The sequence below is a fragment of the Paenibacillus sp. 1A_MP2 genome, assembly GCF_052244825.1.
GTDB classification, from domain to species: domain Bacteria; phylum Bacillota; class Bacilli; order Paenibacillales; family Paenibacillaceae; genus Paenibacillus; species Paenibacillus vandeheii.
Genome location: NZ_JBQQCS010000001.1, coordinates 2710425 through 2725061 on the forward strand (window position 1 = coordinate 2710425; position 14637 = coordinate 2725061).

Sequence of the window (14637 nt, forward strand, 5' to 3'; positions counted from 1 at the left end):
TATGCATGTTTTGAGTGTGGCAGAGAGTTAAAAGGGCAACAAAAAACCGCTTCTTCGTAGCAGATCATCCATGATGAAATTGTTCACGAAGGGGCGGTTTTTCTATGTATACCTATTTCAAAATCATCCATGTGGATTCGTCATCAGTACATAAAACGATGGCGGAATCGCACACGGTCGAACTGTTCTTCCGATTCAAGAGGCACTTGGCTGCCAATACGGACCATGAGGCAGTTTGCCGGATGTGAACAAATCTCGGGATCATCGGTGGCGTACCAGGTCATGTCTACGGTTTGCATCAATTTTTCCATCATCTTGCGGTAATCCCATACGGAAAGGGCGCTACCTTTCAAATCCCAATGCCAGTAATATTCCGTTGTGAATATGATATATTTCTCCATCTGTCCGTTTTCAAACGCAGTGAGCAGCATTTCGCGTCCAATCCCGAGAGAACGATAGGAATCGGCAACCTCGATGGCGCCCAGCTCAATCAGATCGGTCATGTTGCCTTCCGACCAACGCTCGCATTCATCTGCATAATGAAAAGTCACATAACCGACAATGGTCTCATTTTCCCGTGCAATGATGATTCGACCTTCGGGCAAGGCGGCAATTTCGGCTAATGCCTCCTGCTGTTCCGAAGGGCGCCTGAAGGCATCGAGATCGGTATGAAATTCAAGCTGCTTAATCGTCTCGGCCTGAACAGGTCCCTCAATGATGATTCGGTGGCCGGACTTGAAGATGGAACGCACATGATGCTCCTTAATATGCTCCATGGTTCATGCTCCTCTCTCCCCTACTTGTAGAGGCTGTTCAAAAAGTCCGCTTTTGATTACGAAGGATGCCTAATGGCATCATCAGCATCGAATATGGAATTCAGCCGAAATGTCCGTTGCTCACGTAGTTTTCCCTACGCTCCGCTACTCCCTTTCTAGCTTCATCCCATCTTCTTGGTACTGAAAACCGATCTTTTTGAACACATATTTATAGCAAAAAACCAAAAATTTGAAAAGCCATAGACGATGATTGAAAAGATTTGCTATAATTGCGTAGACAAAAAATGTTCACAATTCAACTGCAGTTTGGGTTCATCGGTTTGACCAGACAAGTACATGATGAGAAGTTCTCTCTACTAATGTAAGCGCTAACTGGAAGTTCAGTCAACACAAAGGCAATCAGAAGTACCCATAATGGGAATCGAAATGTCGAGTTGAAGGAGGCTGGCAAGCATGAGTCAAGCACATGGTGAGATGCTGCAAACGGTTGTGTCTGAATCTAATCTGGGCGATTACACGGAGGCCCGAAGCCGGTTTGATTGGGAATCGGTTGAAAGGCACTTTACGTGGCACGCCAGCGGGAAAGTCAACATGGCGCATGAAGCGATAGATCGTCATGTGCTGGAAGGAAGAGGCGGGAGAACGGCACTGTTATACAGTGATGCTTCTCGTGAAGAGGCGTACACGTTTGCTGACTTGAGCGAGCAGTCGAGTCGCTTCGGTAACGTACTGCGCAAATATGGCATAGCCAAGGGAGATCGGGTATTTATTTTTATGCCTCGCAGTCCTGAGCTCTATTTCAGTCTGTTAGGCATATTGAAGGTTGGAGCTATTGCAGGTCCGCTATTTGAAGCCTTTATGGAAACTGCGGTGAAGGATCGGCTGGAGGATAGCGGAGCTGTGGCACTGGTGACGACCCCTCAATTGCTGGGACGAATTAAACGTTCCGAACTGCCGGAACTCAAGCATATCTTTGTTGTGGGTGGCGGTCCGCAGACGGAAGAAGGGCTCATCGACTTTGATGCTGAGATGTCGCAAGCTTCGGACGATATGGAAGTGGAATGGCTGACTCGTGAAGATGGTCTGCTGATTCACTATACATCCGGCTCTACTGGTAAACCCAAAGGTGTATATCATGTGCAAAATGCGATGATTCAGCATTATTATACCGGCAAGGTTGTGCTGGATTTGCGCGAGGATGACGTATACTGGTGCACAGCTGATCCGGGATGGGTCACAGGTACATCCTACGGGATCTTTGCACCCTGGTTGAATGGCGTAACCAACGTTATTCGTGGGGGACGATTTAGTCCAGGAGACTGGTACAGCACCATTGCGAAAAATAAAGTCACCGTATGGTACAGTGCGCCGACTGCTTTCCGGATGCTGATGGGTGCGGCGAAGAGACCATTGCCCAGCATGATCTGAGTAGTCTTCGTCACGTCATGTCCGTCGGTGAACCACTTAATCCGGAGGTCGTTCGTTGGGGCTGGAAAGCCTATGGTCAGCGAATTCACGATACCTGGTGGATGACAGAGACGGGTGGACAGCTGATTTGTAACTATCCGGGCATGCCGATCAAACCAGGTTCCATGGGTCGTCCATTGCCCGGAATTGATGCAGCCATTATTAATGATCAAGGACAGGAATTGCCACCATACAGTATGGGGAACCTGGCAATTCGTACATCCTGGCCGTCCATGATGGCGAAGATCTGGAATAACCCGGCCAAATACGAGGAGTATTTCCGGCTTTCTGGGTGGTATGTATCCGGTGATTCTGCTTATATGGACGAAGATGGCTACTTCTGGTTCCAGGGCCGGATTGATGATGTCATTAATTCTTCAGGGGAACGAATTGGCCCCTTTGAGGTGGAGAGCAAGCTTGTAGAGCATCCTGCGGTAGCAGAGGCAGGTGTTATCGGCAAACCGGATGTAACTCGTGGAGAGATCATCAAGGCCTTTGTGGCACTGCGTGAGGGGTATGAGCCGACACCGGAGCTGAAGGAAGAGATCTATCGATTTGTAAAAGAAGGCTTGTCTGCCCACGCCGCTCCGCGTGAGATTGAGTTCAAGGATAAACTGCCTAAGACCCGTTCCGGCAAGATTATGCGCCGTGTGTTGAAAGCCTGGGAGCTGGATCTGCCAACAGGCGATCTATCGACCATTGAAGACTAAAGAGTAAACGAGTAGGATGCAGCACGTCTGCCTGCCCCATGATTCAAATGCAAAGCCTGATCCGTGTTTCATTGCGGATCAGGCTTTTGCTTTTGGGTATCAATGCTTCAATGCAAAACAAAAACCCCATCCTCAACATACGAGAATGGGGTTAAAAGTGGAATCTTGATAACTCTGTATTACGGTTGGAAAAGCACGGCACTGGACGCTTCAGATTCGCCTATACTGTTGCTGGCAGATACCTTGAACCATCCACTGGTGGATGCAGGCACTCCGTAGTCCATGGAGGTACCTGAAGTTGTGCCAATTTTGGTGTATGGGGCTGCGCCCGTTTCACTAAAATATACAGCATAACTTTGAACGCCATCCGATTCCGGATTGGAGGCCCACTGAATGCGAAGTCCTTGGGAGAGTGCCGACACGCTCACTTGGCCCGGTGTAGCCGGAGCCGTAGTTGCGGCGTTCTCATTCTGGGAATCTTCCGGTGTAACGACCGTTCCCGGAACATTAATCGGTTCATTTATCTCTTCATCTGGAGGAGGCTGTGCCACTCCTGCGCTGCTAACTGCTGCACTAGGAGCGGACTCTCGGCCAGCGACATCCACTGCTGTAACGTAGAATGCAAAGTCCCACCTTGTGCATAAGCGCTGAATGATCTGGACTCACCTGTCAGGACAACCTGCCCCTGATTTTGGAATCCGGCACCATTTACTGAGCGATACAGGCGATAACCAACCACATCACTTTCCGGTGTGGCATTAAACGTAATGACGGCGTTCCCGTTACCAACGGAAATTCTTACATTTCCTGGTGCATCCGGTGCCTTGCCGTTATCTGTTCTTGGATCAATCTGTGTCGGCATGTCTGCATCGGCATCTTCCGGCAGGTAATAAGCCAATGATTCGTGACGGCTCATGCGTGAGAATGCACTTTGAAGTTCCTTGATGAGATCAGAGATCGGTTTTTTGCGCTTGACGACCGTTTTCTCCTTCGTCATGTCTCCAGGCGTTTCATCACGCGGAATGTAGTTGACACCATTGTAAGTGATATATTTGGCTTTTGCGACGCCATCATCGCTATCCTTCGGCACAAATTTGCTATTGAAAATATCAGTGACAAATCTGTCCGTCAGAGATGTTGGCAATTTGCCGCTATAAGCCGATACGGTTCGTGTCTCGATTCCGGATGGTTTCTTGAACGAATCGGTTACAAACATCTCTTTATCTGTAGCGATGACTTGATTCATAATTTGGGTCCACAGCTGCTGGGCACGTTTCTTCTGTGATCTTGTTTCCAGCGTGTTTACCGGCTGTTTGTATCCCACCCATACACCTAGTGTGACATCCGGCGTATAGCCTTCAAACCAGACATCCGCATAGTTTTGGGTTGAACCCGTTTTGCCTACAATTGGCACACTTTTAGAGTACTTGTAATTTTCACGAACTTTATCCGCTGTACCTTCCGTAATAACGGTGCGAAGCATATCTGTCATCAGGTATGCCGTCTGTTCGGAGAAGGCCTGAACAGGTTCTACATCGTGTTTATATACGATGTTGCCATTGGAGTCTACAATTTTGCTGATCATATAGGAATCATTGTATACACCATTGTTGGCGATGGCTCCATAGGCATTGGTAAGCTCCTCGACAGTAACACCGTACTGAAGTCCTCCAAGAACACCGGTCTGAGCTTGGTAATCAGCCGGCTGGATGGTGGTAATCCCCAGCTTCTTGGCAAAGGCCCATGATTTGTCGATACCAACTTCCTCGTTGAACAGCTTCAGCGCAGGTACATTCAGCGAGTAGTTTAGTGCTCTACGGGCAGTTACAAGTCCCTGGTAGCGATTGTTGGCATTTTTCGGAATATGGAATCCGTTCGTGCCGTCCTTCAGAATAATCGGTGAATCATCAATAATGGAAGCGGGTTGAACAAGTCCTTCATCCAGTGCAGGCAGATAAGCGGCAATAGGTTTCATGGTTGAACCTGGCTGACGCACCATCTGGGTTGCATAGTTCATCTGCTCATCCTGGAAATCACGGCCTTCAATCATGCCGAGAATAGCGCCTGTTTTGTGATTAATCAACATGGCAGCTGTCTGTTCTTTTCCCTTCACGGGATCGTCAGCAGAGAAATTACTGTCATCTTCAGCAATCGTACGCATGGTTTTATAGATACTCTTGTTGATGGTCGTGTAGATACGATATCCGCCAGTACGCAATTGCTGCTGGGCTTCCTCCAGTAAGGCACTGCTTTCTTTTTGCGGTGTATCGGTATCCGTATCCTTGGCAGTATCCGCTTTGGCATCCGTGCCTTCAGCTTTATCCGAATTGAGTTGCATTAAAATCTGTGCAGCTTGTCGTTCCGTTTCCATCATAAGGTATGGATAAGTATTGTAAGCTTTGATGGTTTTGGGTGCGAGTGAACTCTTGATGTCAAAAGCAAGAGCTTCGTCATACTCAGATTGATCGATTTTGCCCAGTTCCAGCATACGGCGCAAGACCAGATGCTGACGATTGATTGCACGCTCAAAATTATCCTCAACAAAATCGCCTTTTCCATTAAAGGCAGAGTAAGAGGAGGGGAGCTGAGGCAAACCTGCAAGATAAGCAGCCTGAGCTGTGTTTAATTTGCTCAAATCATTGATATTGAACAGTCCTTTGGCAGCTGCCTTGACTCCATATACATTATATCCACTGGAGCCGTTACCAAAAGGAACCTTGTTCAGATACGCTGTCATAATTTCGTCTTTGGTCAGGAAACGTTCGAGTCGGAGCGAGAGTAATATTTCTTTCACTTTCCGGTCCTCGGTTCGATCCAGATTGAGGAATACACGCCGGGCCAATTGTTGAGTCAGTGTGCTTCCGCCCGTTTGAACAGATTCTTTCAGCACTTTCTGTTTCACGGCTCGGAGCGTTCCGCTCATGTCTACACCTTTATGTTCGTAAAAATGATTGTCTTCAATCGAAATGACTGCATCAATAACCTTTTGCGGAATCTGGTCAAACGTGACCGGACGCCTGTCTTCTTCTGTTCGTAATTGACCGATCGGGCTGCCGTCGGCAAAGTAAGCAAAGCCTGTGATGGAGTTTTCGCTGACTTTTTGTTCAATCAGCGCCCTTGAACGGACGGGTTCGTCTTTCACAATGGAACTGACGTATCCCATCAGAGCACCGCCTACAAATAGTACCCCCATGAATCCCAGGACAACCATCCATTTGACGAAACTCCCCAGTCTGCGGGCAAAGCTGCGCTTGCGTGCAGGCTGTTCATCGGGCTTATTCTTATTAACATCAACCATTCAGTGTCTTCCTCCTTTTAACAGCACTTATTATAGCATAAAAAGGCTGGTTTGCATGCCTGAGAAATACAAGCAATGGTCGAAAATTGCCATTCTTTCTTGGATTATGATATATATCATACGGAATTGAATTACATATCATGAGAAGACGTGGAGAATTTCAGTAAAACGTGGAAGTATTAAGCATGCAAGTGTGGATGAAAATAGATGACTAACCATACGAAGGAGGCCGTATCCATGCATTAGGTGCAGGTACGACCTTCTTGTTCTTTCCCTGTTGTTTCTTCTGTAATAAAAAAACAGCTGCCGAGAAAATCTCGACAGCTGTTTGGAGTAAAGCTTAATGAAATTCCAACGATTAACGGTTGTAGAACTCGACGATTTGTTTTTCGTCGATGTCTTGGGACAATTCCGAACGCTCAGGCAAACGAATAAATTTACCTTCCAGAGCAGTATCGTTGAATTCTACGTATGCCGGAAGATGCGAACGGTTTTCAATAGCTTCCTTAACGGAAGAAAGACCGCGGCTTCTTTCACGCAGGCTGATAACGTCGCCAGTGCTTACTTGGTAAGAAGCGATGTCAACTTTTTTGCCGTTTACAGTTACGTGACCGTGGGATACCAACTGACGCGAACCAGCGCGGGAGTTAGCGAATCCAAGGCGGTATACGAGGTTATCCAGGCGGCTCTCAAGCAAGAACATGAAGTTTTCACCCGCGATACCTTGCATTTTTTGCGCTTTAGCAAAGAGAGTGCGGAATTGCTTCTCGCCCAAACCGTACATGTGACGCAGTTTTTGTTTTTCTTGCAATTGCATACCGTAGTTGCTGATTTTTCTCCGTTGGTTAGCTCCGTGCTGACCTGGAGGGAAAGGACGTTTCAATTCTTTGCCTGTTCCGCTCAGGGAAATGCCGAGGCGACGGCTCAATTTAAATTTAGGACCAGTGTAACGTGCCATGTTTAAAGTAGCTCCTTTTTAGTTGAAGTTCATATAGGGCTCTGTTTGCGCTCCAATTTGTTGATGCGGGCTATACCTCGCATAAAACGATCAGGAAAGTTCAGCCGCTGTCCTGAAAGCAACAAAAAGAATGAGGGTGACACAACCGGTAATGCCCAAATTTAAAGACCCATTAGTAGTCTTCATCAACAATTTATTTTACAGTTTACTAGAACCAAAGTCAAGCATGTGATAAAAGCAAAAAAACGTCTAAATTTGTCGATAGGTCATTAGGCCCAAAATAATGGGACAATTTTCTGAAATATGGATGCAAAAAACCTTTAAAGAGAGTAAAATAGATTGTATCTTAACTTTAAATGATCTTGTACATTAAGGTTATCGCATAGAATTTGCAGGTTTGCGATAACGTCTGCAGATTAATGCATCCGAGTGGATGCAAAAACGGTGCAAAGGAGCGCCTGACATGTTAGAACATCTAAGAAGTAAACCCGCCAGCTTGAATTCGCGAAGTTCGGGCGATTCCGCATCTTCTGCCGCTCCTCACGAAGCGCATGTATTCTGGATGCAAAAAATGGATATCACACCTTTTGATTTTTCATATCTGGGAAGCCTTCTGCAACAAGCGTATACCGACTGGTATACCCAACGACGGCCACACTCAGACAGATCATCGATAATATACAACGTATGGAATACAGAAGGGATCTGTATGGGGCAAGGAAAAGAAGGGGCTCCTCCGCTGGACGTACATTCGACTGTAATGCAATGTCTTGAATCTGGACAGGCACAGTCGTTACGTGGAACCACTGAAAATGGAGAATATCATCTAATGGCTGAGCCACTTTTCTCCAGGACAAACAAGGATATGTTTGCTGTCTTCACTGCTGTAACCTACGAGCAAAATCGAGATGACACGTCTGAAGCCGTTGTTCGATCGGAGGCATTGCATTATCGTACCTGCTTTTACCGAAGATTTGAATACATATTTATGACGGACATGTTACATGCTCATGAACAAACTGCCCGTGAAGAACACCGAAGGTCGATTCTGTTCCAAATCGTTCAACGGATGCATGACAAGATGGATGTGGACGCCATTTTGGATGAAGTGTTTGACAGCATCGACTACTTATATCCAACGACGGGCATGACACTGTATATGTCTCAGGATCAGAGCAGCCTTAACCCTCGTATCAAGCCGCTGCTTGTTCATGAGCGTGGAGAAGACATCTGTGTACAATCGTTCATGGAGGGCAAGCTCATTGTTGTTCGGGCACGTGAAGGTGAGCATCGCATTCTGGAGGTTGGCCTTCCTCTAAAAGGCAAGCAAGGGATCTATGGTGTATTTCACATTGAGATGAATGAGGAGTTAATGGAAGATTCCGATCTGCAACTCATTACGATGATGGCGGATACAGCCGGAACTGCCTTTGAAAATGCCAAGCTGCACGAGCAATCGAATATGTTAATCCAGGAACTTCGTCTAATCAATGATCTGACACAACGTTTGAATAAGAGCCTGCAGCTGATGGAGATCTATCAATTCTCCGAGCAGGAGTTGAAGGACATCTTTCAGGCTGAATCCTGCTGTATCCTTCAACTGGATGACACTACGAGTCATTTCGAAGTGATGTCATCCAATGTAAATGAGTTAAGCCGCAAATCATTTCCAATAGACTACGGAATCGCAGGGGTGCTGTATGAGACAGAAGAACCGCTCATTCTATCCAATTATGCGGATTATGATAAAGTGTCATCCGTCTTCATGGATATTACCGGTTCAATGTCACTAATAGCCTCGCCCGTTCGGGTGAATGGTGAAGTGAAGGGCGCCATTCTACTGGGACATCCCAAAACACAGTATTTTTCGTACGAAAATTATCGTCTGTTGCAGATGCTGTCCATTCATATAGGACTTGCACTTTCCAATGCAACACTTCATGCCGAGGTACGACGCTTGGCAAACCTAGATATGCTCACAGGGCTGTATGTAAGGCATTATCTGGATAGTGTGATCCATGAACGTCAGGCCCATGATTTCTGTGGGGCGCTGGTGGTCGTGGACATTGACCAGTTCAAGCAGGTGAATGACACATTTGGGCACCAAACAGGTGATCAGGTATTGAAGCAGGTGAGCGACATTGTAACGAGTTCAGTCAGACCTGAGGACATCTGTGCCCGATGGGGCGGGGAAGAGCTGGCCATCTATATGCCCCAGATTGGTGCTCGTCAGGCACTGGAATATGCCGAGATCATTCGTACGAGGGTTGCTGAAGAGACAAGGCCTCCGGTGACCGTATCCAGTGGTATTGCGGAATGGAACTGGATGGATGAGAAAGTCAGTGTGGAATCGTTATTTTACCGGTCTGATATGGCTCTGTATGATGCGAAGCATGGCGGTCGAAACCGGATCGTCATGGAAGAACAGGAAGTTACACGTTAAGAGAGGACTATTCCGATTGCGGAGTCGTCCTCTCTTTATTTTTTTGAAATGGCGATGCCAAAGGAAGGAAGTATAAGCAAATAAGGGAGGGGCAGGCTATGGAGAAAGTTGACGGAAGGGTGGAATAAAACATGTTGAAGCGTCGGTCTATACGTGGGCTATTGTTGATTCTAAGTATTGTTGTGTTATGTGCTCCTGGTTGTGGATTGTTAGAGCGTGATCGAAGTCCCGAGGAATTATTCTCACTGGCTTTATCAGGAATAGCAGGCAAAGAAAAGCTGAGTTTTGACGGGGAAGCGGGACTGCGACGTGAAAGCAGCGGGTTGTTCGAAAATCAGTTCAAATTTGAAGGCAAGCTGGAGGATCATGACCGCTTGACCTTGCAAACGAGACTACCTGGAGCTGTGACTGCTGCCGGAACGGGAGTAAAAGGAGTGAATGCCAAGGCTGTTAACAATAGCGGTCAACCAAGCGGATTTAGCGCTTCTTTTGTACGAAAACAAGGACAATGGATGGCTTTAACTGCTGAGCATGAGCCTCTCCGCGGCTCGCTGTCCCGCTTTAATCCCATTGCTCAAATGGAAAGTATCGATCGGTTGAACAAAACGATAAAGTCCGAATACGGTTCAGGCCATCGAACAAAAATACTGCGGATTGAACTCGAACCGAAAGATGCCAAAACCTGGGCGCTCGCGCAGCTTAACGACGAGATGAACGCAATCCGGGCAGAGTATATGCACAAGGCAGCTACAGTTAAGGGAGGCAGTCAGGAGGAGCTTGAGAAGGATCTGAGCAAAGTGTGGGAGCAAGGGGAAACATCGATGCAAGAGATGATGAAACAGGCCGAGGTACATACGGTGTATCATCTAACCGTGGATCGGAAAACCAGCTTGCCCTTGCGTCTGTCCTCAGAAAGCCAGGTGAGTTATAAGGATATGAACAGCAAAAAGAATAAAGAAGCCCTTGTCACAGATGTAAACTTCAGGTCCTATGAGTAAATAAATTGCGGGACTGCCTGCTGACGGGATGGTTGTAGCGTGCTACAATAGTATCGTAATTTACCGTTGTTCAATTCAGGAATGGCAGATGACAGGAGGAGTTTACAAGATGAAGGACCCAAGAATTCAGAAGCTCGCAGCCAATCTGGTGGGCTATTCTGTAGATGTACAACCCGGCGAGAATGTGCTGGTAGAGATGATCGGTACAGAACGTGATCTGATTAATGCAATTATTGAAGAAGTAGGCAAAAAGGGCGGTAACGTCTTTGTACAGCTGACTGACAAGACAGTACAGCGTGCGATGTTCAAAAATGCGACAGAAGAGATGATGAAAACCTGGGCAGAGATCGATCTGAACCGGATGAAACAAATGGATTGTTACATTGGTATTCGTGCTGGGGAGAACGTAAATGATCTGTCCGATGTACCGGAAGAAAAAATGAAAATGTACAATTCACTTTATTCCCATCCGGTACATAGCGAGCAACGGGTAAAACATACGAAATGGGTTGTGCTTCGTTACCCGAATGCAAGCATGGCACAGTTGGCTAATACAAGCACAGAAGCGTTTGAGGATTTCTACTTTGACGTATGCAACCTGGATTATGCCAAAATGGATAAAGCGCAGGATTCACTGGCTAACCTGATGAAACGCACAGACAAAGTGCGTATCACTGGACCGGGAACAGACCTGAGCTTCTCCATTAAAGATATCGGTGCAGAGAAATGTTCTGGGCAAAAAAATATTCCGGATGGCGAAGTGTACAGTGCCCCTGTCCGTAATTCCGTGAACGGAACGATTAGTTATAACGCGCCAACGCTTTATAACGGGGTTACTTTTGAGAATATCAAATTCACCTTCAAAGACGGTAAAATTGTTGAAGCAACGAGCAACGATACAGAACGTCTGAATGAAATTCTGAATTCAGATGATGGCGCTCGTCATATCGGTGAATTCGCGATTGGATTCAATCCACATATCCTGCATCCGATGAAGGACATTCTGTTTGATGAAAAAATCGCAGGCAGCCTGCACTTTACGCCAGGACAGGCTTATGAAGAAACAGATAATGGAAACCGCTCATCCATTCACTGGGATCTGGTGTTGATCCAGCGTCCGGACTACGGCGGTGGCGAGATTTATTTTGACGATGTATTGATCCGTAAAGACGGTATTTTCGTTATTCCTGAGCTGGAATGCCTTAATCCGGATAACCTGAAGTAGGAACAGTATTTTGCTGTTGCTAGGAAAGCGGATTCACGGTATCATGTAGTGGTAATTAATAGATGATACCAAAAGTGAAAAGACGGAGGGATTCCTATGTCGAGTAATAACGCAGCGGTAGTTGAAATTGCTCAAACAGCGAGCAAATTTACTTCTTCAATCGTACTTCATTCAGAGAACAAGTATATCGATGTAAAAAGTATTCTCGGGCTGTTTACAACGCTGATCAGCACGCACAGCTATGAACTGCACGTTCATGGCCCGGATGCAGCTGAAGCCAAAGCAGCTATGTCAGAAGTATTTGCCAAACATGGACTGAATGTGAGTATCGCATCCGAGTAATGGCACTAAGAAGCATCTCTGCCTATTATGGCAGAGGTGCTTTTTTGGCATGAGATCATTCAGGTGTACGGCAAGACCTCTGTAAAATAGGGAGATTAGGCAAGAATAAAGCTCTTCAGAATGTATGGTTATTTTGGTCAGGTTCTTGTATTAGCTCCTGATTTCGTCTAATATTAGAGGTAGAACGTCTTTACGCGATTTTTGGGACATAGGGGAAAAATGCATGACTTCATCTGATCTGCAGGACCAGTTGCACTTGAAAGCGATCAGTCTTCTTCAAGAAGATGCAGATAAAATACAGAAGCTTATTGAAGTACAGATGGAGAATCTGGCTACCCGCTACTGCCCTCTCTATGAGGAAGTATTGGATACACAGATGTATGGGTTCTCCAAGGAAGTCGATTTTGCTGTTCGTGCAGGGCTTCTTCCAGAAGGTGCTGGTAAGCAGCTGGTAAGCGCGCTTGAGCGGAATCTGGCAATTCTATATGAAGCTTTGAACAAGAAGAATGAGCAATAGCCTGCAATAGCGCGGGTCAGAATAGAAGGCATGCAGGTATTTGCATGCTTTTTTTGTGCGGTTGAATTGGTAGATAGGTTGGTGGGATAGAGGCGGAGGGATAAATGAAAAAAACAACCTGGAAAATGCGTTTCCAGGCTGCCTTTTGCGCTAAATGGTCTATCACATCGTACGAGTGAAGTATGTTATACCAGAAAGAACGATACACCCAAAATAATATACACAACCATCAGGAGCAGACCTTCGTACCAGTTCGTTGAACCGTCCTGGGTGATGGATTTGGCTATAAATACGGCTACGCCAATGGCTACCAGCTCAATCGTTGTAAACACAATGTCCATCGTTCTGCCTGTGAAGTAGCTGACAAATACGAGCACAGGAGCAACAAAGAGTGCGATTTGCAAACTGCTGCCGACCGCAATCTCTACGGCGGCGCCAATTTTGTTTTTCATGGCAAGCATGATGGCTGCACTATGCTCTGCTGCGTTACCGATAATGGCAACGAGGAACGCACCGACGAACAGTTCGCTGAGTCCGAATTGTTCAGTAAACACCTCAAGTGTGCCAACAAGCCATTCACTGACGAAGGCAACCATGACAGTGGCAAGAACGAGATAGAGAATTGATTTTTTCTTGGACCACTCGGGTGCATGTTCATGCGGCAACTCTTCATCTGCATCCACAGTGACATCTGCGAGATAGTTCTTGTGTGTGACCATCGAGAACAATAACCAAGCTATGTAAGCAAGGATCAGCAAACCTGCGACAATGAGACTGAGTGTATTGGTATCCTTCTGTGTGATGGAATGGGTATTCAGGAAGACAGCTGGAATAAACAGCGCAATGATGGCTACAATCATAAGAGAGCCGTTTAAACCGGCAAGTGATACATTGTAATTCTGAATTTTGAACTTGAGTCCTCCCGCAAAAATACTTAAACCAAGCACCAGCAGCAGGTTACCAATAATCGAGCCTGTCAAACTGGCCTTAACCATGTCAAACAGTCCTTCTTTGACGAGAAAAATGGCGATAATCAATTCGGCGGCATTACCGAATGTTGCATTCAAAAATCCGCCTAACCGCTGTCCGGCATAATGGGCTACATTTTCCGTGGCTTTTCCTAAAAAACCGGCCACAAAAATAACCGAAATGGCTGAAATGACGAATTGCAGAATCGAATCCCATTTCATGTAGTGGGCGACGGCGCTGAGCGCAAAAAAAGCAATCAGCAAAATGGATGAAATCCGGTTTCTCACAACTAACACCTCGGTTATCTAATTATTTTGTTTTAAACGACATCATAGAACGGTTTATGAGAATATTTTCATATTTCAATATAACCAAATCGTGGTAGGTTGTAAACGCATCTTTTTGAGTTTAATTTGCTTTTTGGGGTGGAAAGGATTTAAAATACGAGTAACGAAGTGAAGGAGGATGTGGCATGGCAGAACAACTTCAACTAGAGGGCGGAAACATCCGGATTGCCGATGACGTAGTGGCGAAAATTGCCGGAATGGCTGCGATGGAGACACCCGGAATTGCCGCAATGTCTGGAGGATTGTCAGAGGGCTGGGCCAAGCGCCTGAGCGGTAAAAACGTACAGAAAGGCGTAGGCGTGGAGGTCGGCCAGCTGGAAGCAGCCATTGATCTGCGCATCATCGTCCTGTACGAGACACCGATTCATGAAGTTTCCCGCATGCTTCAACAAAATGTAAGAGAAGCGGTAGAGACCATGACGGGATTACGTGTTGTTGAAGTCAATGTAAAGGTAGAAGGCGTATCTTTCAGAGGCGACGATCTGTAAACTTTAGCAATCCGCGATGGAAGAACAGCAGTACATTGAACCTGGTTCTTCATCTAGATAGACAACACCAAAAAGACTTCGCATCGAAATCGATGCGAA

Annotated in this window: 9 protein-coding genes and 2 pseudogenes; 7 read left to right on the forward strand and 4 right to left on the reverse strand. The window is 46.3% G+C overall.

The genetic code is table 11. The features are described 5' to 3' along the window. Window positions 1–143: 143 nt before the first annotated feature. Window positions 144–776 carry a GNAT family N-acetyltransferase gene (locus ACTWJ7_RS13315; RefSeq protein ID WP_079349559.1) on the reverse strand — a complete coding sequence of 211 codons (633 nt, stop codon included), beginning with the start codon at window positions 774–776 and terminating at the stop codon, window positions 144–146. Window positions 777–1229: 453 nt separating this feature from the next. Between ACTWJ7_RS13315 and acsA the strand changes: the two are divergent. After that, a pseudogene (gene acsA / locus ACTWJ7_RS13320) lies at window positions 1230–2953 on the forward strand (acetate--CoA ligase). Window positions 2954–3132: 179 nt separating this feature from the next. On the opposite strand, the pseudogene ACTWJ7_RS13325 reads toward acsA, so the two are convergent. Then, window positions 3133–6251: pseudogene (locus tag ACTWJ7_RS13325) on the reverse strand (transglycosylase domain-containing protein). 358 nt (window positions 6252–6609) lie between these two features. Continuing rightward, window positions 6610–7209, reverse strand: coding sequence for a 30S ribosomal protein S4 (gene rpsD / locus ACTWJ7_RS13330; protein ID WP_024631144.1), 600 nt, complete (start codon window positions 7207–7209; stop codon window positions 6610–6612). A 463-nt stretch (window positions 7210–7672) separates the two neighbouring features. Here rpsD and ACTWJ7_RS13335 point away from each other — a divergent pair, with 463 nt between their 5' ends. The 5 genes from ACTWJ7_RS13335 (at window position 7673) to ACTWJ7_RS13355 (ending at window position 12734) form a co-directional block, all read left to right on the forward strand. Next, window positions 7673–9652: a sensor domain-containing diguanylate cyclase gene (locus tag ACTWJ7_RS13335; protein ID WP_301877784.1), complete on the forward strand. Its 1980-nt coding sequence runs from the start codon at window positions 7673–7675 to the stop codon at window positions 9650–9652. 131 nt (window positions 9653–9783) lie between these two features. Continuing rightward, window positions 9784–10650, forward strand: coding sequence for a hypothetical protein (locus ACTWJ7_RS13340; RefSeq protein WP_301877783.1), 867 nt, complete (start codon window positions 9784–9786; stop codon window positions 10648–10650). A 109-nt stretch (window positions 10651–10759) separates the two neighbouring features. After that, window positions 10760–11875, forward strand: a complete 1116-nt coding sequence (locus ACTWJ7_RS13345) for an aminopeptidase (RefSeq protein WP_079349554.1) — start codon at window positions 10760–10762, stop codon at window positions 11873–11875. A gap of 96 nt (window positions 11876–11971) precedes the next feature. Further along, on the forward strand, window positions 11972–12217 hold the full coding sequence (locus ACTWJ7_RS13350; protein ID WP_024631140.1) for an HPr family phosphocarrier protein: 246 nt from the start codon (window positions 11972–11974) through the stop codon (window positions 12215–12217). Between the two features lie 223 nt (window positions 12218–12440). Then, complete coding sequence (locus ACTWJ7_RS13355) at window positions 12441–12734, forward strand: YlaN family protein (protein ID WP_024631139.1); 294 nt, start codon at window positions 12441–12443, stop codon at window positions 12732–12734. Between the two features lie 185 nt (window positions 12735–12919). Here ACTWJ7_RS13355 and cax read toward each other — a convergent pair whose 3' ends face one another. Continuing rightward, a complete protein-coding gene (gene cax, locus ACTWJ7_RS13360) occupies window positions 12920–13990 on the reverse strand; it encodes a calcium/proton exchanger (protein ID WP_024631138.1) in 1071 nt (356 codons plus the stop codon). Between the two features lie 185 nt (window positions 13991–14175). Here cax and ACTWJ7_RS13365 point away from each other — a divergent pair, with 185 nt between their 5' ends. Continuing rightward, window positions 14176–14538, forward strand: coding sequence for an Asp23/Gls24 family envelope stress response protein (locus ACTWJ7_RS13365; RefSeq protein ID WP_024631137.1), 363 nt, complete (start codon window positions 14176–14178; stop codon window positions 14536–14538). The last annotated feature ends 99 nt before the right edge of the window (window positions 14539–14637 follow it).